Genomic DNA, 25,722 nt, shown 5'->3' on the forward strand with positions numbered 1-25,722 from the left:
GAGGAGGATATAAAAAATGAAATGCAAAAATGATTTTATGATAAGAATACCTTATAATTCATTTGATTATTATAAGGAATCAATAGAAAACAAAGAGAATTTATCACTAGATAAATTTAAAGAAAATTTATTGATATCTTCATCTGGCTTATATGATATTATTTCAAAAAAAGAAAAAATAAATAATGATGAATTGATTTCGTTAACTAAATATTTAATAAGAAGCTCAACAAGATGTACACCATATGGTTTAAATTCGAGTGTGATGATTGGAAATTTTAAAGAAGACAATATATTAAATATACATAAGAAACATCATAAAAAATCTAGGCCTGATATGTCTTGGTTAATTGAAATTATAAAAAAATTAGAAAAAGATGTAGGTATTAAGCTAAAGGTAATAATAAATGATACCAATAGATTTGTTGGTGAAAAGGTCTTGAAAAAATGGAATAGTTGTTATGTGAAAAATGCACGTGAAAGTGAAAGAAAGATATATATTAATAATACCAAAGCAGTAAAGTATGTATTTGATATGTGTAAACAATATATTTCTATTGAAGATATTATCAAAAATTTAAAATCAAATTCAATTGGTGTTAAAGAAGAATCAATAATTGAATTCATTAGTAGTTTACTAGACAATGAATTCTTAATAAGCGACTTAAGACCAAATACTTTAATTACTGATCCATTAGGATATGTATTAGAAAAACTTGAGGGATACAATGTTAGTACAGAATTATTTTGTAAATTATTAGAACTAAGAAGTATGTTAGATAATTATGAAAAGACTGATATAGGTGAAGGTGAAGAAATTTATAAAAATATAATTAATTTTATGGAAAGTATTAATGTATCCGATAATTATCTTCAAATAGATATGTATAATACGTCAAAAATATCTTTAAATAACAAAGTAAAAAGTGATATTGAAGATTTTGCAAATTTTCTTGCTAAATATAGATATAATGAAACATTTTTTGATTATTCGATGAAATTTAAAGAAAAATATGGAAATCAGGCTGTGAAATATCTTGATTTAATAGATGAAGAAACGGGCTTAGGATTTCCACATTCCGATGATAAAAATTCTTTAAAATATAATGATAATATTATTTGTGAAATTTTATTAGCAATGTCTGAAAATAAAACAAATAATTTAAAGTTAGAAAATTATATGGTAAATAATATAACATACAAAGAAGATGTTTCGCAAACAGGAGGAGAATTAGCTTTATATTTATATAATGAAAAAAATACGTTAAAATATATGATAAGTCCCTTGATGGGATCAAATACGGAATATAAAATTTCAGGAAGATTCGAATATTTATTTTCTAATGAGGAAAAGCATAAAATGGATTCTTTAGTTAAGGAAGTTGAAGTATGTTTTATACCTCAAAATGCAAGATACAATAATGTTATGATGTGTAAATCAAATAAAAGTGCATATGTTGAATATGGGACAAATACAATTATTCAAAATAAAGAAAGAATAGATATCGAAGATATATATGTAATAGTTGATAATCAAAACTATATTAGGTTTGTTCAAAAATCTACAAATGAAATTATAGAGTTTTATGCATCTAATATGTTCAATATAAATGCATATCCACAAGAGTTAAGAACACTTATTGAGGTAACTAATAAACAGAAGTTGTTATTTACAAGTTTTTATACAGCTTTGCAACACTATATTTTACAAGTAAAAGGTTATTTGCCACGAATAAGTTACAAAAATTTTATTTTATTTCCAGCTTCTTATACATTGCCGAAGGATTTTGATTTTAAAAACAAAGATGTAACATTAAAAAATATATATGAATATATAAAAGAAATGAAGAAAAAATACAACTTTTCTAATCTAGTTAGTGTAGGACCATTAGATCAAAGAATGCTTTTAAATGTAGAAAATAGGGTACATTTAAATATTTTATATAATCTACTTAAAGGAGATAGTACATTAAGAATTTATGAAAATATTTTTGAAGAATCAAATCTTCCAATATATGATGAAAATAATGAAAAATATGTTAGTGAGATAATAGTTCATTTATCACCATGTCAAAAAAAATATAAAGATAAGTTAATTTTACCAGATGATATTCAGTATATAGATACAAATAAATATTTAATGTATTCAAAATTTCCTTTAGAAAATTGGCTAAGTATTAAATTGTATTCCAATGACGATGTACATAATCACATTTTAATTAATTCTATTTCAAAATTAAATAATATTTTAAAACAAAAACAGTATAATAGTAGACTATTTTTTATTAGATATAAGGATCCAAAATCACATATAAGACTAAGAATTAAGTATTCCAATGAGAAATTAAAAGATATTGTAGGATTTGTAAGTGATATGATTAAAGATTTAAAGGAAAATAATTTAATAACAGAATGTGTTATGGATACATACTTTCAAGAATTTGAGAGATATGGAGGAGCTAATAACTTTTATTTTGCAGAAGAAACCTTTTTTTCAAATAGTGAATTAGCTATAGGACTTCTAAAATTGTATGAATACAATTTTACAAAATTAAAATTAACTGATTTATTTATTATAAGTTGTTATAAGTTAATAGAAGATTTAGATATTAATTCGGAAGATAAACTATACTATTTAGAAAATTTTAATATTGGAAAAAAATATAATAAAGAATTTGAACAAATAAAAATAAGAACAGGGCATTATTTGAAAAATCATGATAATTGGCAAAATTATAGAACTTCAGAAGAAGGAATAAGATTATTAATTAACCTAGATAACTATGAGAATGATTTTATTAGTTACTGGAATAAAATTAATAGTAGCATCAATTCTAAAGAAAGAAAAAAGGGAATATTATTAAGTATTTTTCATATGCAATTCAATCGAATGATAGGAATAAATAGAAAATTAGAAAATAGAACAATGGGATATTTAAGAAAAATTATTTATAACCAAATTATGAGGGAAAAATATTATGGAAAGAAATAATATACTAAAAAAAACAAAAGTGATTTCAAAAAATATTATAGAAACCATGAAGCTTTTACTAAGGTATGAAAAAAAATATATATTTTTATCATTATTTTTGAATATTTCAGTTAGTACGTTACCTTTTATTTCTATTATTATTTCTCAAAAAATGCTTAATATGCTTCAAATTGGAGGGGAAAAAAGTACTTTAATTAAAGTTTTAATATTATATACAACGATAAAAATGGTTTCCCTTATTTTGAATAATTTTAATTCATATTACTTAACTAAGTACAGTGATTATTTATTTTATCATTTAAATGTTTTATTTTTAGACAAATGTTCAAGGCTTGATTATCAAGATTTCGAAAATCCACAAATATATGATGCTTTACAAAGAGCAGAACAACAAATAGGCATTAGACCATTAAGTCTTTTTAAAAATATATTGTCCTTAATTTCAGGGTTAGTAAGTTTTATAGTTTCGTTAATTATATTATCAAATTGGCATTTATGGTCATTGATAGGGTTTATTATCTTACCATTTGCAGCTTACAAATATTTTATTGAAATTAATAAAAAAGAATACGATATGGTATACAAAAGAGCAGAAAATGAAAGAAAGGGATGGTATTTATCACATTTAATTATTAAAGATTATTTTGTAAAAGAAGTTAAAATGTTAAATTTATCTGAATATTTAATAAGAAAATTTAAGAATATAAAAAAAGAAATATTTAATGAAAATATAATTATTAATAAGAGAAAAAATATTTTTAATTTCTTTTATCAACTTTTAAATACATTATTTTCGCTAATAATTGTGGCATTAGCGATGTTAGAAGCGTTATCTTCAAAATTATTATTAGGGAGTTTAATGACTTATATTAATACGACTACTAAAGTTGAATCTGCAATTAATAATATTGCTAGTTCGTGTTTTACATTATATACGGATAGTGTTTATTGTGAATATATTTTATCTTTTTTTAGATTAGTGGACAATAAAAAGTACCAAAATAATGAAGAAAAAATAAAAATAGATTCTATTAAAAATATAGAATTAAAAAATGTTTCATACAGATATAAAAATAGAAAAAATTATTCGTTAAAGAATATCTCATTAAAATTAAATTCTGGCGAAATAAATGCACTTGTTGGTGAAAATGGTTCAGGTAAAACAACTTTAATTAAAATACTAACAGGATTATATACTGATTATGAAGGAACTGTTTTAGTTAATGATATTGATTTAAGAAAAATTGATATGAAAGACTATCAAAACAAAATTTCTACAGTTTTTCAAGATTATAACAATTATGAATTTGATGCAAAAAATAACATTGGTGTTGGGGATATAACACAAATTAATAACAAAGAAAAAATAATAAAAGCGGCTAAACTGACAGGTGCAGATGATATTATTCAAACATTACCAAATAAGTATGATCAACAATTAGGAAATTGGTTTTCTGGAGGTATACAATTATCTGGTGGCCAATGGCAAAAAATTGCTATTGCTCGCTCTTTGATTAGATGTGCAAGTATGTATATTTTAGATGAGCCTACTGCTGCACTTGATCCATCTGCGGAATATTCATTTTTTAAGAATTTTAGAAATAATATTTTAGATAAAATAGGAATTTTTGTTACACATAGATTTTCTAATGTCAAGATCGCAGATAATATTTTTGTACTTAAAGATGGAAAATTAATTGAACAAGGAACACATAAGTCACTGATGAATAATAAAGGTGATTATGCCAAATTATATAATATACAGATAGGAGAATAAAAATGAATATATTATTGTTAATGTCTTCTCCAAGAAGTCATATTACTCTTGTAGAAGTACTAATAAGAGAATTAATAAATAAACAAAATGTAGTTTATTGTATGAGTACATCCAATAATAAAGATATGCTTGAAAGTTATGGTGCAAAGTTTATTGAATATCCCGATTATATTGTTCCTGCTTCTTGTAATAATATTGATGTTGATTTGGTTATGAAAAAAACAGACGAACTATGGAAAAAAGGTAAAATTAAAGAAGGTTATGATTATATAACTGAAAAAGACATAGAATCTGTTTTTGATATAACATTAAAACAAATAGATTATATTTGTGAAATTGTAGAAAAATTTAACATCAATTTAATGTTTCGAGATGCTGTGGATAAATTAGGAAGATTGGTTGCTGATAAAATGAATATTAAATGCATTGGATATATGACACATAATATTTATTCAAAAAGATACTTTGAGCAGAATCCAAATGATTTATATGCTGTATTTATGAATGCTAAATGGCGTATAAAAAACTTACCAAATGAATATTTTCTTGATTTAAGAGAGAGAGCAGAAAAATTATATAAGAAATATGGGGAAAAAAATTTTCCAATTTATACTCATCATCAGTTAGATCCAATGACTGAATTTACACTAATTTTTTCAAGTGAAAAATTTCAACCGGTATCATCATTTTATGAAAATAGAAAGTATTTAATAATCAAACCAGAAAAATCTGTATTTAAAATAGAAGAAAATATAGATGATAAATTAATAAAATTTATTGAATCATACAAAAAAATCATATATATATCTTCAGGTTCATTTGTAACACAATCATATTATTATTATAAAAATTTTGTAAATGCTCTTTCAAAATTTAATATTGGAGTTGTTATGGCAGTTGGAAAATTTTCAGAGCCCCTAAATAACTATATAAGAGAAAATAAAATAAATAATATTTACATTTCTAGTTTTATACCTCAAAAATTTATTTTATCAAAAACAGATGTCTTTATTACATCAGGAGGTCATAATAGTATATTAGAAGCAATTTATTATAAGGTTCCAATGTTAATTACTCCAATTAGTAGTGAACAAAGAATGAATGGATTATTATTAGAAGAATTAGGAATAGGTGAAACAACCTATTCATTAAATAAAAATGCTTCAATTTCATCACAAATAAATAAATTATTAAGAAAACAGTTGAATGTAAATAAATTAAATGAAATTTCAAATGATTTAAGAAATCAAAATAATAATTTTAAATCTATGTGGGATTATATTTATGATAATTAAAAGTACAAAAAAATTGTTGCATATTAATGGAGATCATTACAATGAGAAGAAAACAACAATGAAAATCTATAAACAATTAAAATTAGAAATAAAAAAAAGATACTATTTAGAAGAAATTTTTATAGATGATAGTTACTTAAATTTTATAAATAATTGTATTGGGTGTAAAACTTGCTTTAAAACTGGAAATTGTATTTATGATAACAAGGATGGAATTATTGAAATAAAAAACAAACTATTAGGCGCAGATATTATTGTTATTTCAACACCAATATTTATTGATAATATATCAGGTAATTTAAAAACACTATTTGACAGATTATCATATTGGTTTCATACGATGCCATTGAAAGGTAAAAAGTGTATTCTAATAATTTCTACATATAGAACAGGTATAAATGAAGTATCTAATTATTTATATAAAATATGTAGTTATTTAGGGTTAGAAGTAGTGGGATTAATAACCAGTGATTATAAAACAACTAAAAATGTCCTATGTAATGAAATAGATATATCTTTAGATTATTTGGAAACAGGATTATTAAAGAAATGTACAAATGTAGCTTATAGTGATTATATATATAATTTATATGATAAATTATATAAAGATATGTTAAAAAATAATCTTATTACTTTTGAATTAGCTTACTGGTGTAAATTACATCAATAAGTGGTTATAGAAGAAAGGAGGGAAAAATATGGATAAAGAATTACAATTAGAAGACTTCAATTTAGATTTGTATGATGAAGGTAATGGAGAAGATGATGGTGTTGGAGTATATTCTTCAGTAGTAGGAACAAATAGCTCTACATCAATTGTCTGTGCAACATTAACAAACTTCACAGAAGGATGCAATTATTGCTAAAAAAAGTAGAAAGGAGAAAAAATTATGGATAAAGAATTACAATTAGAAGACTTCAATTTGGATTTGTATGATGAAGGTAATGGAGAAGATGATGGTGTTGGAGTATATTCTTCAGTAGTAGGAACAAATAGCTCTACATCAATTGTCTGTGCAACATTAACAAATTTCACAGAAGGATGCAATTATTGCTAAGGCAAAAATACAATGAATAAAAGTTATATAACATTATCAAAAACTAATATTTTTAATGCAGTAATTTCAATAAATAGTAAAAATGAACAAAAATATTATCACAAATATAAACCTGAGATTGGTGTTAATATAACAGCTAATAGTATAGAATTACATTCAATTGGTTCATTAACTGGTAAATGGAAACAAGAGCCATTTAAAATAATTAATTATTCAGAAATAGAAAAAATAGAAGTATCAATTTGCAGAAGAAATTATGGTGCTATTTCGGGAATAATTGTAAATGAATACCATATTGATTTAATTTTTGAATTATTAGATGGATATTCTTATCAATTAGAAACGCAATCATGGGATAATTTTATTTACATGATAGAAAAATTAAAGTTAGAAAAAGTGTTAGTGGATGATATATTAAATGTTTATGAAAATTACAAACAGTATAGAAAAAAATATTTTGAAAAGTTAGATAAAACTTTTGATGATATTGCTAATCAATACCATTTAGATTCATATAGATCAAGCAATAAAAGAAAAGGGTGTTAAAAGCCAATGCCATTAAGTTAAGATTTTATGGCTATAGGAGGTTTACATTAAAGTAGACCTCTTTTTTATTTTTAATATTGACATGGCTATAAAGTATGCAGTCTATTATCAATAGATTTTATTGATAATAGGTCAATTTTTTATAGATATTGTCGGAGTTGTTTTTATGGATAACTATAAGTATTTGAAAAATATTTTATATCATATCATTGATGATATGAACAATTCTTGTTCTCTTTTTTGTGAAAATCCGGATACTGATTTTATTCGTTCTTGTAAACTTGATTTTAAAACTACTTCCATCCTTTGTATGGAAACAAGTTCTTTAAAAGATAAATTTTATCAATTATTTGATTATTCTTCGACTACTCCTGCTTCTTCCACTTTTGTATAATCCAAAAGTAAGATTAAAATGGAAGCTTTTTTCATATTCTTAATACTTTCAACAAGAAAATATATGATGAAAAGTTCTTTAAAGAATATCGCTTTTGGCTGTAGATGGATGTGAGCTTCTTATCGACAATGCTTTTTAGGATAATGAAACAACTGTTAGAAACTGTAATAAATAGGACAAAACATACAGTGTATTCTATCTAAATGTTTCTTATGATTTATTGGAATTTACTTTTGATATCTTATCATGCAAAGAAAAGCTATAATGGATGAAAATGATGTTCTCTGTCAAATAGTTGACTGTTACCAAAGTAATAAAGATAACAAAGAATATGAATCTTACAATGGTATTGAAAATGTTTTAAAATTTGACAATAAATATCTGATTAGGGTAAAAAATATTCATTTTAGAACGAGTTGTCCAGATTATTAGGACCATTTCCAGATGATGAATTTGATTTAGATGTAAGTAGAATCCTTGTATTAAAAAATATAAAGATGGTAATGGCATGCTTTCATTACTACAAATGGTATCCTAAAAATATGGGATTTGATTATTATATAAAAGCAATCCATAAAGCATATTTTTCAATATTTCTTTTCATATATCTTTTTATTGTTTCTCTTTGTTATCTTTGATTTTTATAAAAGATGAAATAAGCAATTCAATACCAGTAAGTAATCCTAATAAAATATCTATAAAATCAATACTGCTTTTCAAACTAATCAATTTATAGAATTGAATTAAAATTGAAATGACACTTAATATAGTAGCTAAATATAATCAATTTTTCATCTTCAAGTTCTCCTTAATAAGATTATAAATTATTATATAACACACATTTTTATGGCAAACCATTATTTTAAGCGGCTCACACCTTGGCATATTCACTGATATGCCAAAAGATTGTTCTATTTTGACCTAATTTAAACCTAAAATAACCTAATTTTGAACATAGTCCTACAATGAGAACATGTAAAAATTCCTTATGTAGAAAGGATTTTAAAATAGTTACATATATATGCTCCACTTAGTAATGTAGGGGTCAAAATTATGAAAATGTCTTTTTTTTAGTTACAACAAAGTAAAAATCAGAAGAATATTTTTATTTGATATCTCTTCTGATTATATTTATTTCATCATAATTTAATAACATTGTATTAAAAGCAGCCTTTTTAATTATAAAACCAATATCACATGCTATGCATGTGGTAACAGAATAGCTTTAGCATTGAGAAAAAACTTCAGTGATATACTGAAAATAGCCTGAAAATTAAAAATGAAAAAGTAAAGTGGAGTTGTTTACGAATGAGTTAATGAAAACGTTGTAGACTTTAGATTTCAGTCAGTAGAAACTTTGACGTCAAAATAATGTACTCTTTTTGGATGTGGATATAGTATATTTTTTGATATTGGAATGATTAAATATATTGTAGTAATTCTTTTTTTAATCAAAAATTTTAATTGATTAGATAGTTTATACTATTTTATTTTTAATAGTTTTTTTGCATTTATATTTTTTTATTATGTTTGATCTTTTCTACTATGTTATTATAGAACAAAAAATTTTTTCTAAGTAAATTACTAATAATTTTTTTGAGCTAATGTTTTAATTAGTTAAGTATTTTCATTTATCATAAATTATTTTATGAGTATATAATCTAGAATCATGTGTGTTTTCTAATACAGTTTAGTCTAAATATTTTTTAATACATAACTAGGAGAAAAATTTAAATTATTATATCAATATATTTGTTTCATTTCTAAATATAGGTATTTTTGCAATCATAATTTTAAAAAAATAAATGTGTAATATAACGCAAAATTATTTTCTTTATAAAATAGAATTAATCACGTTATGCTTTTGTTAGTTGTGACATATTTTTGTTAGTTACGTAGATAATAAATACAAATGCTTAAAGATACTATAAAGTTAAATATGGAGGGAAAAGGAATATGAAAAAAATTAAATTGAAAAAGAATATGGTAAATTTTCTATTAACAGTATTGGCTTTTATGGCTACTGCAGGAGTTAATAATTACTCTATTAGTGGATTATATCAACCAAAAAAACCAGATGATTTTTGTTTTTAAAATACATACAATATCAAAAAATAATTAAATCAATGTATCGATGTATCTTTAGAATTGTATATGAAAGTATTTAATTGTGTCAATAATTATGATAAAATTATTTTAATAATGATATAGTGAGAGGTACATATAGTGAATATAGCAATTGTAGATGATGATGTTGATTTTTCTAGTGAACTTCAACAATATGTAATAATGTTTATTGAAAGATTGTACACTAGGTATGAGATTGATATTATAAATAGTGATTTTTTTAATAATTCTTTAGATAAAAACTATGATATTGTTTTTTTGGATATTGATTTAAAAGAGATAAACGGAATAAATATAGGAAAGAAATTATTAGTTTCAGAAGCAAATCCTATAATTATCTTTGTATCATCAAGAGGTGATTTAGTGTTTTCGTCGCTTTCAGTTAGACCATTTTATTTTGTACGAAAGGCATATTTAAGACAAGATTTAGAAGAAATGTTTATTTTGTTAAAGACGTATTTAAAAGAAACAATGCAATTATTTACTTTTGATTTTCATGGAAGAAAAACAAACCTATTTTTAAAAGATATTTATTTTATAGAATCCAGTGGACATGATGTTACTTTATATACTAAAAATGGAGAATATTGCTATAGATCAACTATGAGAAATATCTTGGATACTTTGGGAACAGAAACAATTGTACAATTTCAAAAATCATTTTCAGTAAATTTAGATTATATTAAGGAAATAGAAAAAAATACTATTATTTTAAAAAATAATGAAGAATTTAATATAGGCAGAAAATTTAAAAATAATGTTATACAAAAATACAAGGAGCACTTTTTACGATGACAATATATAATTATTTTATAAATTTTTTAGAGGGTCTATTATTGAGTTCATTCATGGCATATTATTTCAATGTTAAGAGGAAAAAAATGTATATTTTAATAACAACGATAATTTGTTTTTTTGAAATATCTATTTCAAATTACTACAATACATTTGATCAGTTGTTGATATTTATTGTAATTGCAACATTATTTATCTCTTTATTGAAATTAAAAACAGAAAGTTTGTTTGAAAAAATTATTATTTGTTCTATAGCAGGAATATTTTTATACTTGGCAAACTTATTGTCAATGCTTGTTACAACTTTTATATTTAATATTAGCACATTAGAAATTTATACAAAAAATTATTATGTATTCTGTACAATATTATCTAAATTTATTTTGTTATGTTTTATAATATTTGCTTGTATTTTTAAACGGTATTTTTATGATTCTTTAACAATGAAGAATGGATGGGCTATCCTATTATTATGTCTAACGATTGAATATACTATTGCTGTATTATTAGAAACGTTATTAACAGGTGCTTTTTCTACGAAAAAAGGTGTTTCATTAACAATATCCCTTATTGTTATAAGTGGTTTGTTTCTATTTATATTTAGAAAATTACAGATTGATAATGAAAAGAGACTACAATATGAGCTTAAGCTTCAAAAAAATCATTTTAGTGAAGAAAATTATAGTAAAATGAAATATATGTATAATGAAATCATAGAAACAGAACATAGAATGATGTATATATTAATAGGTGTAAAGAAATACTTAGAGTCAAATCAAATAGATAAAGCAAATTTTATGTTAGAACAATATATTTCAAAAGTTAAGAGATTTTCAACTGCAATAAATACTAATAATCCATATTTTGACTTTGTTTTAAGTTCAAAAATACATGAGTTTATGTATGATGATATTTTTTTAAAAAATACGTTATTTATATGTGAAAATCCTATTTACGATACGAATGAATTTTGTGATTTAATTATTTACTTGTTGGATAGTTTTAAAGATAATTTAAATTCTAAAATAGGATTAAGCTTAGGAATTCATCAGGAAAATAATTTTATAATTGTGGAGATGATAGGTGATTTAAAAGAATATAAAGTTACAGATGGTTTATATAAAAAAATTAAATATTTTACAACGGATTACTCTTTAAAAAATGTGGAGAGTATTTATACTTTGAAATTAATTATTGATATTGTTGAGTGATTTTAATCAAATTGAATATTTTAGCCTCCTGCACGCACCATGTTGATCGAGTGACGACAGTGTGTTAATAAAAACGCCGACAATAAAAGGGTAACCAAATAATTTAGGGGGAAAGCCAAATTATTTAGGGGCCAATTTTAGGGGGCTTGAAAAAAGTCTGTTAAAAGTTAGGGGGACACTTTAGGGGCCACCCCAAAATACTATAAGAAAATTTATGAAAAAAGAGAACAAATGCGAAATGCAAATTGTTCTTTTTTTATATAAATAAGAAAACAATAACAACATATTGCTAGAAATAGAAAGTATGCTATTAAAATAAATTGTTAGATCAAAATATACTAAATAAAAGAAAACTGGCTATATTTAAGCATTTTTGGCGATTTAATAATATTTAATAGAATGGAGTATCTTGTGATAATTAACGTATTAATATATTGTTATTAAAATCAAATATAATTTTATTTGATTGAATTTAATAAAGAAATAACAATTAATTGAGATAATTTTTAGTTGTTATTTTTTAATATTGATTTTTAGATTCATCCCCTTAAAGTAGCCCCCCAAAGTTGAGCCCCTAAATTATTTATTTTCTCTAGTTCTCATTGAGTGATTTTCCTTAGTATGAATCAAATATGAGTTAGCTATAATTCTATCTAGAATTGCATCAGCTAATGCACCACCTCCTAAATTTTGATGCCAACCCTCTGGCAAAAATTGAGATGCAAATATTGTTGAATGAGTGTCATATCTTAATTCCAATAATTCTAAAATATCTTTTTGTTGTTGGTGTCAATAAAAATTCATCAACGATCAATAATTCAATACGTGATAGCGCGCTTAATTTCTTTTTTATAATTATCTTTATTTCTTGCTTGATCCAATTCATATAATAAACCAGGAAGTCTTATATATTTAACGTTGATAGCTTTCTTGCATGCTTCGTTTCCTAATGCAGATATATAATACATTTTACCTGATCCTGTTGCACCCACAACAATAACGTTTAAATGATCGTTAACGTAATCACATGCAGATAATTTCATTGTCAATATTTTATTGATTTCTTTGTCTGGATAGAATTTAATATTGCTGACAGATGCATTTGTCATTTTAATGTGTGATCTTTTTTTCTATAAATCAAGTTGTTATATTTTGCATCTGTTTCACCATCAATCAATATAGAAAGCCTTTCATCAAAAGATAATTCCAAAGATGCTTTATTAGCTAATTATTCTTTTTATAACTCAGCCATCTTTGGTAGTTTTAATTTCATTAGTTTTTCATAGTTTTGATTTATCATTTTTTATTTTCCTCTATAATATTTTGCACCTCTTACAAGGGCAAAACAGTTAAACTAGATGAAATATTTCAGTTTAACTGTTACTTTTTCTTGACGTAGTACCAACCTCAGCTAACTTTTTGCGACAAACCTTTTTCGACCAACGGTACCATTACTATTTTTAAAGTTTACTGGAATTCGTTGTCCACAAGACCTCACGGGGTAATTCACTAATCCTCTAACTTTTACAACGCCTTGATTTACTGTCTTGGTTTTACGTTTACCTTTTGGACTTCGACCTGTTATGCAGCCTCATCCACCATTTAGCTTAATATCAAGTTTCTGTTTGTACGCTCAAAAGAATCACTACACCACTTCCTCCATCATTGTCATCACTGACAACGACTTGTAGTTCATTACACTTGGCGGTAAATACCTGTGATTGGTTTATTTCCAATTGAATTATACCATGCTCGGTACACATAAAAAGGGCACAGAAGCCAATCGGTTTCTGTGCCCGCCATTTTTTCCTAATACCCCAAACAATCTAGAGGGGTTATAAAATCTAAAATTTTCACAATTACTAAACTCAAAAATCCAATAACGGTACTCAATTCAGAAATCATAGACACACCTCCTTGAATGTTAGCTATCATATTACAGCCCCCATTCACTTATCACTAAGTTCTATTAGCAACACAACCTCTCGATTGTGTGGGGCGGGGCATTTATATTGTACCGCCTATTTCAAAGCTTTTCAACTGGCGTTCCAATTTTTTATAGGTTGTGATTTTCTTCGTTGAATGATTGACTAACTCCATTAAAAGTAGCGTCAATGCTTTGGCTGTAAAACGTTGTTGGAGCAAGAATAAATTAAGTTCGTTATATTTTTTGTCAGAAATATGTAACAACTTATATGTGCGCAAGTTTTTGTTGGATTTTAAAAATTCAAGGGTAGCCTTTAATTCTTCCGACAAAATACACTTTGGATAATTCTTATATATCGTTGTTCTTTCGGCAAGAGATATATTTTTACATTCCGCTAATGAAGTATTGACTATCGTTGTGTAGTTGATAGTTGTAGCAGTAAAATTGCAATTGCTGAATTTACAAGCCATGAATACACAATCTGAAATTCTTGCTCCACTGAAATCACAATCCTTAAAGGTAGTTCCCCAAAAATCACAACCAGTTATTGTACTATTATTAAACTTTACTTTCGTAAATATAGCTCCGCGAAAATTAGCATAAATAAAACTTTGATTTTGAGCATTGCAATTAATGATATGGCTCTTAGCTAAATAGCGACACCGTACGGACTTTACCATTTTTTTTTTGACATTTATCTGTAATCAGATTTATTCTGTCTATTTTGTAAGCTTGCATAGGTTTTTCTCCCTTTCTTACAAATTATCTTGTTTTGTATCTTAAAACTTAAACAGTTGAAAGTTCTTTATATTCAGCCTGCGAATGAGGTTCTGCGCGTTGACTATATTGTCATGATATGAGATATACCATCGACAAGTTAACGAAACATTCTTTTTGATTTCAGCAAAATAGTCAAAGTCTATTTCCGAAAGAGAATGACCAAATATATACACTTCATTAACTATCGTCAACGAGTTAAAAAAAGATTGATAATTTCTAATAATTGAAGCAGTATCTTTGTAAGTTTTTCTAAAATAGTCTTTTATAATTTCCTTTGCTTCTTGCAATCTAAAATCTTCTTCTATATCTTCCATATAGATATCATGTTCTTCTGGCGCATTAAAAGCGGTAATTGTTTTTCCTTGAAAAAGTGTAGCGTCATGGTGCCCTAATATGAGATTGTCTCCTCGCAAGGCATTACCATGAATATATAAAATATTAGAAGCAGGAATACCATACACTTTTTCTAACGTATCCGTATAGTTGAAGTTCAGAAACAAGCAGTTTCTATTGAGTATATTTGATGATACAATGGGCGATACATCAGTATTAATGTGTAAAATCCACTCTGAAAAGTAACGTGAAATATCTTTTGCAAAAGCCAAATCTTCCTTAATCATATATTGAAAATCGTGATTTGCACTATCACGCCAATTATCATCTCCATAACCAAGAAGATAGCAAGAATTATCTTCTTGTATCTGTTCATAATCCAAAAAACTTAATGCTTCTTCAAATGAACTCCATAAATCCTGTTCGGGTATGTATTTGCTTATTGCTTCATAAAAATGATGTTTTTCTTGGTCTCGTGGCGAAATACTATCAAGACGAACAAATCTATCACATATAATTTCCGGCTCTTTTTCATAAGAACATAGATATTCCATAAAATCAGAATACTTTGTATGCAAGCCATGAGCTAAATCAAATCCATTACCTATGATTATTAACCTCGACAACACATATTCCCCCTTTCTTTCGAAGTATTATAACAAAAAAATAAGAACTTTTCCACCATTAGACCGCTATCCACGCTCTGTTTCCTTTTCCCGTTCCGGATCTTTATCTTACCGCAAAACACTGTCAATGTTGCGCATGATAACGTTATATTCCTTGACTTGTTTTTTCAGCTTCCCATAGTCTGCATACAGTACTTTAGATTCATCTTGACATAGTACCAAGTCCTTGATGATTTAAACGAACAATTTTTCTCTTTAGACATAATAAAAAATCCTCATTTCGTTAAATTATAGGCTTATAACCTACATAATTATTTTAATGTAAGAAGGATTTAAATATTATGATTAAATTGTTCAAATATATGTTGTCATTTTCATTAATACACTGTCGTCGCTTAATTAACATAATGTAATCATTGGAATAAAATATCCACAAATTAAGAAAATTCCAAAATGTTATTCATAGTATATTAATACATTGAGTAAATATATAATTTAAAATAAAGAGGGATTTATCATATTTTGGTTATCAAATATTGTGAGGATTAGTTCAGGCTCTGTGTCAATAATGAAGGGTGCCTGAGAGATAGCGAAAGCTATCTCTTTTTCTTTATTCAAATTCATATGAGAACCTAAGATGAAGAAGAATCATCTTTCTTAAATTATAAAAATATTTGTATCCATAGGCATTTCGTTTTACAAGCTTGATCTTGTTGTTCTTGTTCATGGTTTTATATAATGTACTTTTTATGTTTTATGTTTCTTATTAAGAAAGAGTAGCTTTGAAAATTGATATTAATTAATTTTTTTGAATAATATAAGTTATATTAAAGATGATTATTAGATCTAGTTAAGTTTAATAAAAAAAGAGGAGTATATAAAAATGCCAATGATTTAAAAATATTTAATATGTTAAAGAAATGTTATTATTTATGCTTTACTATAATCTTTTTAAATTTTTGAATGATATTATTTAATATTAATAAAGTAAGTTATGCCATATTTAGGTTAGATATGCCTAAATAAATATATAAAATTTTTCTTAATGTATAATTAATTTGAAGAAGGAAGATGGTATAATGAATGGCTATATTATAAATAGATTAGTAAGAAATGGCTATATAAAAGAAAAAGAACGAGCGAGTTATCAATATGGAATGGATGTTTTAATTTTAAATTTGATACCAATTTTTATAATTCTAGTTATTTCAGTTGTAACAAGAAATATTAAATTTGGTGTAATATTCCTATTATTTTTTATTCCTGTAAGAATAAATATTGGTGGATATCATTGTAAGAAAATTTCTAATTGTACATTATTGTTTGTTTTATTATATATTTTTGTTTTAAAACTAAGCACATTATCAATACAATTGATATTAAAATATTTTGGAATCCTTTGTATACTTTTTATTATGCTTTTAGATCCTATATCGTACGATATTATAGAAAATAAAGTTGAAAATTATAAAAGATCAAAAAAAATCATTAAAGCAGTCAGTATTTTAATGATAGTAATATTATTTTTATTAAATGATAATTGTTTGTTAAGTGCAACAAGCATGGCGGGAATTTTAAATTTTTGTCTTTATTGTATGGGACGAGTTGATTTAAGAAGAGGAAAATTATTATGAAAAATACACCAGAAATATATTTAATAGGTCAAAGAATTAAGAGAAAAATATTAATGATAATGATTTTAATAAGTGTCTTATTAGGTGTCATTGTAGGTAATGAATGTAAATCATTAATATTTGGCTTATTTTTAAGTGTAGTATTAGCATTTTTTCAAATTGTAATGACAAGAAAATATTATTGGATAATAAGTAATCAAGGTATATATACTCCATTAAATTTTGGAATAAAAAATTATTTAATTATAATGCTTAAATATTTATTATGTGGAGATGATACAGGAAATATAGTTTTTGTTAACTATAGAACTATTGCATATTTAAATTTGTTTGAAAGAAAAAACAAGTTATGGGTACAAATTATTCGAAAAAATGGAGATTTTATTTCTATAACTATTGAGTCGAAATTTTTTAATCAAGATTTGGTAAATGCAGTAATTTATATAAAAAGAAAAGGAATAGTTATAAATGGTTTAGAAGTATTAACAATAATTAAAAATAAGATAAATTAATAGTAAGGAGCTAACTATATGAAAAAAATAATTATTTTATTTACAGTTTTATTACTTACAGGTTGTGGAGTAGGGACTACTAGAAACAGTAAGAATAATTCTCAACATCATAATATTTATATGAATACAGATTCAAAATGTGCAGGAATAAAAAGAGTAAGTAAAAAATACAAAGAAACAAATCCAAAGGATATGTTAGAAAAAGTTGATTATTGTTTTATTGGAAAAATAAAAAATTTTAAAGACGTAGAAATATATGAAAATGGGAAGATTAAAACATTAATGTCAATTTCAATTGAATCAACCATTAAAGGTGATGTAACAGGTGATATAGAAATATATAGAGATGGTGGAAGAAGTGGAATTAATGAATATGTTAATTATCCAAAAGATACATGTTTAGATAAAAATAAATTAAAATCTATCCCTGATAAAATGAAAGAAAGTTGTTATATAGAAGTTGTACCAGATGCATATTTCCAAGCAAAAGAAGGGGAAGAATATATGTTTTTTGTGAAGAATAAAAAACAAATGGAAATTTATAATGATGCGTATGGAATGTTGAAGGTTTTAGATGATAAGAATCTAGAAAATGTTTATACAAATAAAAAATATAAAATTTCAGAAATTTCTTAAAAGTAGGTGAATATGATGAAATTTGCATTAAATAATCTTTTTAAACAAAAGAATTTAATGATAATTTACGGATTGACAATTACATTAGTTGCAGCTATATGTTTTGTTTTTCTGGCTATGTTATATGATCCATATTTGCAATTAGACACAACAAGTGTTGATAAAATGTATATGGGATCAGCAACAACATTATTAGTACTAATTTTTAGTGTTTGTCTCATGATTTATACAAATATGTATGTTTTAGAAGCAAAAAATAAAGAAATGTCGTTGTTGGTTTTTCATGGATTGACATTGAAGAAAATGATTTTTTATCAATTTTATCAAAGTATATTTATGTATATATTATTTGGAACGTTGGGAATTGCTTTGGGATATAAATTAACACCAGTAATATTTAAAAACATATATTATAAATTACATTATGTTTATGATATTAAAATTATCAATCAATCATTTTATCAAGCTATTTATATGTTATTGATGATGCTTTTTATTTCTCTTGTTTTAAATATTGGATATGTATATCGTGGTAGGTTGACTAGTATGATGTCAAATACGAGACAAAAGAATTATAGGAAAAAGAATGTTTTTCAAATAACGAGTAAGATATATCCTGTTTTATTTATTTTAGGACTTGTAATGATGTTTACAACAGAGCATATTGCGTCGGGATATATAGTATTTAGTGTTATTGGAGCACTTGGTGGATATGGAACAGTAAGATATTTTTTCCCAGAATATATTGAAAAATTAAAAGCATCCAAATGGTTAAATAATAGTCAAAGACTAGTCGTTTTTGGAGAACTATATCTAAAATTTAAATATATAGGAATATTTTTAGAGTTATTGATACTTATTTCAATAATAATAACAACATTAATTTGTTTCAACTTAAATAATTTAATCGAAATGTACAGAATGATTATTGCCTACATTATTATGATGCCAATGATTGTATTTTGTATCACTTATAAAAATTTAATTATTTCAAAAAAGAATGTAAAGAATCAAAATTGTATTTATAAATTAGGAATTACAAAAAAATATCAAAAAAAATTTATAAAAGAAGAAACACTAATTATGTATGGTATATTATTTATTTTACCAATGACATATATGATATCCACATTGGGAAGATTTTATGTATATGATGGAATTTCAATTTTAATAATTGCCTTTATTATTGGTTATTTTATATTAAATTTACTTATTTCAATGTATATATCTTACAAAGTAACTAATCAATTTTTTAGGGGGGTCTAGCTATGAATGAAATTATAATAGAGGTAAAAAAAATTAGTAAGGTTTATGATGAAATGACAGATAATCCAGTAATTTCACTAAATAATATTTCTATGTCAATAGAAAAAGGAGAATTTATTTGCGTGATGGGGACATCTGGATCAGGAAAAACAACTTTTATCAATTGCATTTCAACAATGGATACTCCTAGTAAGGGACAAGTTATATTATATGGAAAATCAACATTAGAAATGAGTGATGAAGAAATTGGCAATTTTAGGAGTAAAGAAATTGGATTCATTTTTCAAGAATATAATTTATTGGATTATTTAACATTGGAAGAAAATATTGCATTTCCATTATCAATGAACAAAGTAAAAAATAGTGAAATAAAAAAAAGAGTACATGAAATTGCTAAAAATCTTGGCATCGAAGGTCTTTTAAATAAATATCCAGATGAATGCTCTGGAGGACAAAAACAGCGTACTGCAATAGCTAGGGCTCTAGTTAATGAACCAAGTATTATTATTGCTGACGAGCCAACTGGAAATTTGGATAGTAAAAATACAAGTGAATTATTGGCAATTTTGAAAAATTTAAATGAAAAAGAGGGAAAAACAATCATTATGGTTACACATGATGTTATGGTTGGGTCGTTTGCTTCTAGATTGCTCTACATTCAAGATGGGACTATTAAAGAACAATTAAGCAGAAAAGAATTTAAGACACAGGAAGATTATTTCTATAATATTTCAAAAATAAATTCTAAAGAGCAACTCATATCATTGAAAAAATAAAATTACAGTAAATATTAAATTTAATAAAAAATCAATATTTAAGACAATATTCGTTCAAATTTAATATGATTATAGGAAGTAAAATAATTGAGGGGGAGCAATTATAGACACTAATTGTTCTCTTTTTTTTTAATAATCCAAAAATGATAAAATATTGTTATTTAAATTAGAAAATATATTCCAAATATTAATTTTTGAATTTACTCTGTAAAATTTTCTTTTGAACAAATCAATAAGAATCTTTGAAATTTCTAAAATACTATAAATTCTTGAGAATATTTTTGTGTTATATGACATATGATTGTTAGATAAGACAAATTTATATATATAATTAAAAAAATATATATACTGAAATTAAGTTAAATGGCTAGGAGGAAATAAATGAAGTAATATAAAAAATATTTAAAACAAATGATTAGATTACTATTTTTAAAATGCATGAATAAAAAAGGAGGTAAAAATAGGAACATATAAATAAAAAATATTAGAGTTTATAAAATAATATTATCAAAAGAAAATAAAGAAAGAAGAAAGTTATTATGGAAAATATATTAATTGTAGGTGCGCATCCTGATGACATAGAATTAGGATGCATAGGAAGTTTAATGAAATTAAAAAAAGAAGGGAAAAAGATTGTTTATTTAGTAATGACAAATGGAGGAAATTGGGAAAAGAAAACTTATAAAGATAGGGTTGATGAAATAAAAAAAGCTTTAATTCATATAGATGTGGATGAAGTCATAGTTGGTGCGATACAAGATGGGTATTTAAAACATGATCCTGATACAATAGATTTTTTAAGTAATATTATAAAAAAATATTCCATTGACACAGTGCTTTGTCAGTATTATAAAGACACGCATCAGGACCATGTTAATTTAGGATTAAATACACTATCGATTGCAACAAGCTGTAAAAACTTGATTTTTTATGAATCATTAACAAGTACAGAATTTGTTCCTAATTATTATATTGATATATCTAAATATGAAATTGATAAAAAAAATGTATTAAAAGAGTATGTTTCACAAATAGAAAAGTATAAAAATAGAAATCAAGATTTATTATCTTATATTGATGCAAAAGATAAAATAAACGGAATAAAGTCTCACGTTGATTATGCTGAAGGGTTTATTATTAATAAGATGGTTCAATAAAAAAGGTGTTATTGATTTGTAGAAAAATATCTAATAAATATCATTTTCTATAAAATAAGAATATGTTTTTCTATTTTTAACAGTTTGTAAAAAATATTTGGTTGTTATTAATATTTAAGAATTTTTGTTCGTATAAATTAAACTACTATTTAAATATATTGATGCATTTGAACAATAATCAATAATAGACAAGATATATGAGAAAGTTATATTTTTATAGATATAATAAACAAAATTGATTTAATAAAAAATATATTTATAAAACTTTTTTGAAAATAAAAAAGTTTATATAAAAATTGAAATATAAATAATATTACAGTAGAAAATGAAATAAGCAATTATTAAGTTTTTTTTAAAAGGAACTCTTTTTATCTCATTTGTATTCAAAAGTCTTTAGCATAATATATGTATGATTTATTTGCTCTTACATGAAAGATTAGTATATGTAAAATTGCATCATATGCTTGTTAATATCTATGTTATGTTTTTCTTGTTTAATTTTTTAAATTTAAACTTTAATGTAAATTAAAAATATCAGGTAAGGAGAATTAATATGTATGGAAGATGATCAATATTTAGATGAAATGTTAAATAAGATAATTATTACTAAAAGCCAATTAGAAGCAAATGAATATATCAGACTTGTTAAAAATTATATATATGTAACAAATAAATATACTAATTTAAAAAAAGTTGATTATTTATTATTGATAGATAAAATAGCACTAAGTAGAGATTTACCGATTTAATACAATATATTATTAATATAAAGTATTTCAATATTAGATCACCTCCGGTTTAAAAAAAGAAAATAAAAATTGGAGGATTTTATGAAATATAATTATAGTAGAGAAAAAATAAAATGGGAAAATGAAAAGATATTAGAAGAAAAACTGTTAAAAGATAATAATATTGATCAAACGATTATAAAAAAATTAAGAGATTACGATTGGATTGATTTTAATAAAGAGAGAAGTTTTAGAACACATCAAAATATTACAAAAGATGTGTTTTTTAATTTAACAGAAACCAATGATAAAAAAGAAATAAACTCTATAAATGATTTGATGGATGAAATAGAAAACGAGAATTTATATAAGATTTTATCTAAAGAAGATGATGTTACTTTAAAAATATTAGTTTATAAAATACAAGGATATTCAACTAAAGAAATTGCAAATATATTGGGTATAACAATAGATAATATTTATTACCGAATAAAAAATTAAGAAAAAAAATAAAATAATTTACAAAATCACTTAATTTCATTGCCTTTATAGTGAAGGGTAAAAAACCTAAGAGTACATTGAAAACAAAATAGTAATATCTGAAAGCTTTTGTCAAGGGGGTGCGTGGATATTTTTTATATTACTTACGCAGATTCTCTCTCTGCTTCTGCCTGAATAATGCGTTTCAATCTGTCCTCAGCAGTCAAACCGCTACTATGGTCAAAAAACACTTTGACTTTATAATTTGTTTTGCCTTGCTTAATCACAAAAACTCCATCTGGTTTGTTTTTCTCCGAATGGTTATTTGGGGTGGGTAGTGTACTGTTCACAATATTTGTCATACGATATTCCTCCTTAAATGAAAAAAGCCCGACAAGGAAAGGTCTGACAACGAAGTTCCGACAACGGACATCAGAAAAACTTTTTTCTTTATCGGGCGATACTATCTTTTTACTATTTCCTTTTTCTTTATAATATTGGTTGTCATGGTTGTCAGAGAGGGAAAAGTGCCGCAATATCAAGGCTTTCGGGATTTTTGCCCGACAACCAGACCGACAACCGGCTCGACAACCGAAGCGACAACGGGCTTTTATTTTTGCTTCAACCATTCTTCCGGAAGTCCTAACTGTTCCATTTCTTCTGTCGGGATTTCTTGAAAACCATCCATGCTGTTGTCAGGCTCGTTGTCGTTCCTGATACGCTCCCAGCCTTTTTGTCTACGGTAAGGCTCTGGAAAATACCTCGGATTGCTGAACGCCCTCCAGCCTGTGACAGCGTTATTCATAATGTCGTTGATCTCTCGCAGTTCCCATTGTTTCGGTTCGTCATAATCATGCCCCAGTGCTTCCTTATAAAGCTGTTTGGAACAGACCATGCTGCCGGAATAGCGTTCCAGATAATCTAAAATCTGTCCTGCCTTTGTGTCCTCCGGCATAAAGTCCTTTTGGTGAGCTTTCAGGTAAGCGTTCATAGCCGGACTGAATCTCAGACGGAAATTGCCGCTTCTGTAAATCTCCATAGCCTCTGCCCACATCTGATTGATATACTCTCTGGAAGCCTGTTCATCTTCCAAAATATGAACCTCAGCCCTTTCAGGATAGACCATAACCGGAACGAAGCGGCGGTTGCCTGTTCGGTCAAGGGGAAGAAAGTCAAGGGTATTGGAAGAACCTCCAAACACACATTGTCGTTTTCTGTCTGCCGGATGTGTTTCATACGGTATCTTATAGGTTTCCTTTTGGCGGCTCAGAAAGGATTTGATTTCTTCAATGCTCTTAGCGTTAGCGGTTGCAATCATTTCCGACATTTCAATAATCCAATGCCCCTGCATTTTGCGATACACATTTTCATCATCCAGCTTTTTCAAGTCATCAGAGAACCAATCATCATTGACCGCAAGCAAACGGAAGAAAGAGGACTTTCCGGCTCCCTGACCGCCTACAAGACAGAGCATTACCTCAAATTTACACCCCGGCTTAAAGGCTCGTGAGATAGCACCCAGCAGAAACAACTTCAATGCTTCACAGGTGTAATCATCTGTATCAGAACCGAGAAAGCGGTGCAGACAGAAGCGTATGCGTTCTGTTCCGTCCCATTGCAGGGCATTGAGAAAATCACAGACAGGGTGGTAACGGTTTTCATTGGCAATAACCGCAACTGCGTCTATAATTTTCTTCTCTACGGTCAATCCATAGTTTTCTTCAAAATATAGGAGCAGATATTTCACATCCACATCCGTCAATGTCGGGCTGTCACGATACCAGCCGAGGGACTTCACAATGTCGATTCTTTCGGTCAGAAGATTTTTTCGGATAGCCCCTTTCAAAAGTGGGTCATATTGCAGAACACGCTTATAATTTGCGGCAGTATTATAAACCTTACCTTTCTCGCTCTGCTCTAAGCTGTTTCGGATTTCTTCTACTGTGCATGGTTCTGTCTGCTGACAGTTCTGCAATTCGCTGTTCAAGTTTCAACACCTCCTTTCTCTGTTCTGCCACAAGTGCTTTTCGTTCCTCCAATGAACCATACAGAAGAATATCAAGCAGATATTCGATATAGTTCTTCTTATACAGTGCTTCTGCAAACAGAGGATTCCATTCCTCATCCGGCTGTTTAGGAGCGTATTTCTTTTCCCATTCTCTAAGAAGATGAAAATAATCCGTCAGCACCTTGTAGCAATGATTTTCTCCTTTTTGATACTTCTGTTCCGGTGTCGGCTCACGAATACGAGGGCGGACACTGGGCTTTTGTCGGCTGTCATAGTTAAGACCAAAATCTTCAGCAAGTTTGACAGCAGCTTCCCTCAGCCCGATACCGAATAGCTTCGCTGTGAGATCAACAGCGTCTCCGGTTGCTCCGCAGCCAAAACAGTAATAGCGTTCATCCAGCTTCATACTGGGGGACATATCCGAGTGAAACGGACAGCACGCCATACCTGTGCGACCCACTTTCAAGCCATAGGCTTCTGCGGCTTGTCGGGCAGTAACATTTTCTTTTACAATTTCAAATACATTCATGTGACTCCTTTCCTGAAACGAAAAAAGCACCTGTCATTTTCAAAACGAAAATAGCAAGTGCCTTAAAGTTCCATATTTAATTTTAGGTGCAAAAAAGCAGGAGACCTTTTCAGATTTCCTGCTTAGCAAAGCTGT

The 25,722-nt window shown here is 26.2% G+C and carries 27 protein-coding genes; 20 read left to right on the top strand and 7 right to left on the bottom strand.

The features are described 5' to 3' along the window. The first annotated feature begins 16 nt into the window (after positions 1–16). The 12 genes from C7U54_RS11545 (at position 17) to C7U54_RS11585 (ending at position 12,195) form a co-directional block, all read left to right on the top strand. The gene (locus C7U54_RS11545) at positions 17–2,992 is read left to right on the top strand and encodes a lantibiotic dehydratase (protein WP_107030395.1); all 2,976 of its coding nucleotides are present in this window, start codon (positions 17–19) and stop codon (positions 2,990–2,992) included. After that, the gene (locus C7U54_RS11550) at positions 2,979–4,769 is read left to right on the top strand and encodes an ABC transporter ATP-binding protein (RefSeq protein WP_107030396.1); all 1,791 of its coding nucleotides are present in this window, start codon (positions 2,979–2,981) and stop codon (positions 4,767–4,769) included. The genes C7U54_RS11545 and C7U54_RS11550 overlap by 14 nt, the downstream gene beginning before the upstream one ends. A 2-nt stretch (positions 4,770–4,771) precedes the next feature. Then, a complete protein-coding gene (locus C7U54_RS11555; RefSeq protein WP_107030397.1) occupies positions 4,772–6,064 on the top strand; it encodes a glycosyltransferase in 1,293 nt (430 codons plus the stop codon). Beyond that, positions 6,054–6,734 (top strand): flavodoxin family protein, encoded by a 681-nt coding sequence (locus C7U54_RS11560; RefSeq protein WP_107030398.1) that lies wholly within the window; start codon positions 6,054–6,056, stop codon positions 6,732–6,734. Before C7U54_RS11555 ends, C7U54_RS11560 begins: the two co-directional genes overlap by 11 nt. 28 nt (positions 6,735–6,762) lie before the next feature. Next, positions 6,763–6,930, top strand: a complete 168-nt coding sequence (locus C7U54_RS14640) for a hypothetical protein (protein WP_155522460.1) — start codon at positions 6,763–6,765, stop codon at positions 6,928–6,930. A gap of 24 nt (positions 6,931–6,954) precedes the next feature. Then, positions 6,955–7,122, top strand: coding sequence for a hypothetical protein (locus C7U54_RS14645; RefSeq protein WP_155522460.1), 168 nt, complete (start codon positions 6,955–6,957; stop codon positions 7,120–7,122). 12 nt (positions 7,123–7,134) lie between these two features. Continuing rightward, positions 7,135–7,668, top strand: coding sequence for a hypothetical protein (locus C7U54_RS11565; RefSeq protein ID WP_107030399.1), 534 nt, complete (start codon positions 7,135–7,137; stop codon positions 7,666–7,668). Positions 7,669–7,834: 166 nt separating this feature from the next. Then, a complete protein-coding gene (locus C7U54_RS11570) occupies positions 7,835–8,062 on the top strand; it encodes a hypothetical protein (RefSeq protein ID WP_107030400.1) in 228 nt (75 codons plus the stop codon). A 264-nt stretch (positions 8,063–8,326) separates the two neighbouring features. After that, entirely contained in the window at positions 8,327–8,494 is a 168-nt protein-coding gene (locus C7U54_RS14650) for a hypothetical protein (protein ID WP_155522461.1), read from the top strand. 1,524 nt (positions 8,495–10,018) lie between these two features. Further along, the gene (locus C7U54_RS11575) at positions 10,019–10,156 is read left to right on the top strand and encodes an AgrD family cyclic lactone autoinducer peptide (protein ID WP_107030401.1); all 138 of its coding nucleotides are present in this window, start codon (positions 10,019–10,021) and stop codon (positions 10,154–10,156) included. Positions 10,157–10,288: 132 nt separating this feature from the next. Continuing rightward, positions 10,289–10,984 (top strand): LytR/AlgR family response regulator transcription factor, encoded by a 696-nt coding sequence (locus tag C7U54_RS11580; RefSeq protein WP_107030402.1) that lies wholly within the window; start codon positions 10,289–10,291, stop codon positions 10,982–10,984. 86 nt (positions 10,985–11,070) lie between these two features. Next, complete coding sequence (locus tag C7U54_RS11585; protein ID WP_107030403.1) at positions 11,071–12,195, top strand: hypothetical protein; 1,125 nt, start codon at positions 11,071–11,073, stop codon at positions 12,193–12,195. 579 nt (positions 12,196–12,774) lie between these two features. Here the strand turns inward: C7U54_RS11585 and C7U54_RS15625 are convergent. From C7U54_RS15625 to C7U54_RS11610, 4 genes are all read right to left on the bottom strand, one after another. Further along, positions 12,775–12,966: an ATP-binding protein gene (locus tag C7U54_RS15625; RefSeq protein ID WP_107030404.1), complete on the bottom strand. Its 192-nt coding sequence runs from the start codon at positions 12,964–12,966 to the stop codon at positions 12,775–12,777. Between the two features lie 47 nt (positions 12,967–13,013). Continuing rightward, positions 13,014–13,304, bottom strand: coding sequence for an ATP-binding protein (locus C7U54_RS15425; protein ID WP_107030405.1), 291 nt, complete (start codon positions 13,302–13,304; stop codon positions 13,014–13,016). An 898-nt stretch (positions 13,305–14,202) separates the two neighbouring features. Then, positions 14,203–14,802, bottom strand: a complete 600-nt coding sequence (locus C7U54_RS11605; protein WP_107030407.1) for a pentapeptide repeat-containing protein — start codon at positions 14,800–14,802, stop codon at positions 14,203–14,205. A gap of 99 nt (positions 14,803–14,901) precedes the next feature. Then, the gene (locus C7U54_RS11610) at positions 14,902–15,864 is read right to left on the bottom strand and encodes a bacteriophage abortive infection AbiH family protein (protein WP_107030408.1); all 963 of its coding nucleotides are present in this window, start codon (positions 15,862–15,864) and stop codon (positions 14,902–14,904) included. A gap of 1,076 nt (positions 15,865–16,940) precedes the next feature. Between C7U54_RS11610 and C7U54_RS11615 the strand changes: the two genes are divergently transcribed. The 8 genes from C7U54_RS11615 (at position 16,941) to C7U54_RS11650 (ending at position 23,071) form a co-directional block, all read left to right on the top strand. Further along, a complete protein-coding gene (locus C7U54_RS11615) occupies positions 16,941–17,495 on the top strand; it encodes an accessory gene regulator B family protein (protein ID WP_107030409.1) in 555 nt (184 codons plus the stop codon). Further along, positions 17,492–18,007 (top strand): hypothetical protein, encoded by a 516-nt coding sequence (locus tag C7U54_RS11620; RefSeq protein WP_107030410.1) that lies wholly within the window; start codon positions 17,492–17,494, stop codon positions 18,005–18,007. Before C7U54_RS11615 ends, C7U54_RS11620 begins: the two co-directional genes overlap by 4 nt. Before the next feature lie 18 nt (positions 18,008–18,025). Continuing rightward, positions 18,026–18,643, top strand: a complete 618-nt coding sequence (locus C7U54_RS11625) for a hypothetical protein (RefSeq protein ID WP_107030411.1) — start codon at positions 18,026–18,028, stop codon at positions 18,641–18,643. Between the two features lie 15 nt (positions 18,644–18,658). Continuing rightward, the gene (locus C7U54_RS11630; protein ID WP_107030412.1) at positions 18,659–19,909 is read left to right on the top strand and encodes an FtsX-like permease family protein; all 1,251 of its coding nucleotides are present in this window, start codon (positions 18,659–18,661) and stop codon (positions 19,907–19,909) included. 2 nt (positions 19,910–19,911) lie between these two features. Further along, positions 19,912–20,685, top strand: coding sequence for an ABC transporter ATP-binding protein (locus C7U54_RS11635; RefSeq protein ID WP_107030413.1), 774 nt, complete (start codon positions 19,912–19,914; stop codon positions 20,683–20,685). A 539-nt stretch (positions 20,686–21,224) separates the two neighbouring features. Beyond that, positions 21,225–21,842, top strand: a complete 618-nt coding sequence (locus C7U54_RS11640) for a PIG-L deacetylase family protein (RefSeq protein WP_107030414.1) — start codon at positions 21,225–21,227, stop codon at positions 21,840–21,842. A 557-nt stretch (positions 21,843–22,399) separates the two neighbouring features. Further along, the gene (locus C7U54_RS11645) at positions 22,400–22,591 is read left to right on the top strand and encodes a hypothetical protein (protein WP_107030415.1); all 192 of its coding nucleotides are present in this window, start codon (positions 22,400–22,402) and stop codon (positions 22,589–22,591) included. Between the two features lie 81 nt (positions 22,592–22,672). After that, the gene (locus C7U54_RS11650; protein WP_107030416.1) at positions 22,673–23,071 is read left to right on the top strand and encodes a sigma-70 RNA polymerase sigma factor region 4 domain-containing protein; all 399 of its coding nucleotides are present in this window, start codon (positions 22,673–22,675) and stop codon (positions 23,069–23,071) included. 143 nt (positions 23,072–23,214) lie between these two features. Here the strand turns inward: C7U54_RS11650 and C7U54_RS15305 are convergent, their stop codons facing one another. From C7U54_RS15305 to C7U54_RS11670, 3 genes are read right to left on the bottom strand one after another with little or no spacing between them, the layout of a single operon-like run. Further along, entirely contained in the window at positions 23,215–23,679 is a 465-nt protein-coding gene (locus C7U54_RS15305) for a transposon-encoded TnpW family protein (RefSeq protein ID WP_241522614.1), read from the bottom strand. Then, on the bottom strand, positions 23,661–25,037 hold the full coding sequence (locus tag C7U54_RS11665) for a virulence-associated E family protein (RefSeq protein WP_107030417.1): 1,377 nt from the start codon (positions 25,035–25,037) through the stop codon (positions 23,661–23,663). Before C7U54_RS11665 ends, C7U54_RS15305 begins: the two co-directional genes overlap by 19 nt. After that, entirely contained in the window at positions 24,949–25,587 is a 639-nt protein-coding gene (locus C7U54_RS11670) for a CHC2 zinc finger domain-containing protein (RefSeq protein ID WP_107030418.1), read from the bottom strand. The genes C7U54_RS11665 and C7U54_RS11670 overlap by 89 nt, the downstream gene beginning before the upstream one ends. Positions 25,588–25,722: the final 135 nt, after the last annotated feature.

The organism is Faecalibacillus intestinalis (assembly GCF_003024685.1).
In the GTDB taxonomy this organism is placed as follows: Bacteria; Bacillota_I; Bacilli_A; order Erysipelotrichales; family Coprobacillaceae; genus Faecalibacillus; species Faecalibacillus intestinalis.

Bases quoted from the DNA above. Each gene is read 5' to 3' on its own strand.
- C7U54_RS11545 (WP_107030395.1), top strand. From the start codon at position 17: ATGAAATGCAAAAATGATTTTATGATAAGAATACCTTATAATTCATTT.
- C7U54_RS11550 (WP_107030396.1), top strand. From the start codon at position 2,979: ATGGAAAGAAATAATATACTAAAAAAAACAAAAGTGATTTCAAAAAAT.
- C7U54_RS11555 (WP_107030397.1), top strand. From the start codon at position 4,772: ATGAATATATTATTGTTAATGTCTTCTCCAAGAAGTCATATTACTCTT.
- C7U54_RS11560 (WP_107030398.1), top strand. From the start codon at position 6,054: ATGATAATTAAAAGTACAAAAAAATTGTTGCATATTAATGGAGATCAT.
- C7U54_RS14640 (WP_155522460.1), top strand. From the start codon at position 6,763: ATGGATAAAGAATTACAATTAGAAGACTTCAATTTAGATTTGTATGAT.
- C7U54_RS14645 (WP_155522460.1), top strand. From the start codon at position 6,955: ATGGATAAAGAATTACAATTAGAAGACTTCAATTTGGATTTGTATGAT.
- C7U54_RS11565 (WP_107030399.1), top strand. From the start codon at position 7,135: ATGAATAAAAGTTATATAACATTATCAAAAACTAATATTTTTAATGCA.
- C7U54_RS11570 (WP_107030400.1), top strand. From the start codon at position 7,835: ATGGATAACTATAAGTATTTGAAAAATATTTTATATCATATCATTGAT.
- C7U54_RS14650 (WP_155522461.1), top strand. From the start codon at position 8,327: ATGGATGAAAATGATGTTCTCTGTCAAATAGTTGACTGTTACCAAAGT.
- C7U54_RS11575 (WP_107030401.1), top strand. From the start codon at position 10,019: ATGAAAAAAATTAAATTGAAAAAGAATATGGTAAATTTTCTATTAACA.
- C7U54_RS11585 (WP_107030403.1), top strand. From the start codon at position 11,071: ATGTATATTTTAATAACAACGATAATTTGTTTTTTTGAAATATCTATT.
- C7U54_RS15425 (WP_107030405.1), bottom strand. From the start codon at position 13,304: ATGACAAATGCATCTGTCAGCAATATTAAATTCTATCCAGACAAAGAA.
- C7U54_RS11605 (WP_107030407.1), bottom strand. From the start codon at position 14,802: ATGGTAAAGTCCGTACGGTGTCGCTATTTAGCTAAGAGCCATATCATT.
- C7U54_RS11615 (WP_107030409.1), top strand. From the start codon at position 16,941: ATGAATGGCTATATTATAAATAGATTAGTAAGAAATGGCTATATAAAA.
- C7U54_RS11620 (WP_107030410.1), top strand. From the start codon at position 17,492: ATGAAAAATACACCAGAAATATATTTAATAGGTCAAAGAATTAAGAGA.
- C7U54_RS11625 (WP_107030411.1), top strand. From the start codon at position 18,026: ATGAAAAAAATAATTATTTTATTTACAGTTTTATTACTTACAGGTTGT.
- C7U54_RS11630 (WP_107030412.1), top strand. From the start codon at position 18,659: ATGAAATTTGCATTAAATAATCTTTTTAAACAAAAGAATTTAATGATA.
- C7U54_RS11635 (WP_107030413.1), top strand. From the start codon at position 19,912: ATGAATGAAATTATAATAGAGGTAAAAAAAATTAGTAAGGTTTATGAT.
- C7U54_RS11640 (WP_107030414.1), top strand. From the start codon at position 21,225: ATGGAAAATATATTAATTGTAGGTGCGCATCCTGATGACATAGAATTA.
- C7U54_RS11645 (WP_107030415.1), top strand. From the start codon at position 22,400: ATGGAAGATGATCAATATTTAGATGAAATGTTAAATAAGATAATTATT.
- C7U54_RS11650 (WP_107030416.1), top strand. From the start codon at position 22,673: ATGAAATATAATTATAGTAGAGAAAAAATAAAATGGGAAAATGAAAAG.
- C7U54_RS15305 (WP_241522614.1), bottom strand. From the start codon at position 23,679: ATGGTTGAAGCAAAAATAAAAGCCCGTTGTCGCTTCGGTTGTCGAGCC.
- C7U54_RS11670 (WP_107030418.1), bottom strand. From the start codon at position 25,587: ATGAATGTATTTGAAATTGTAAAAGAAAATGTTACTGCCCGACAAGCC.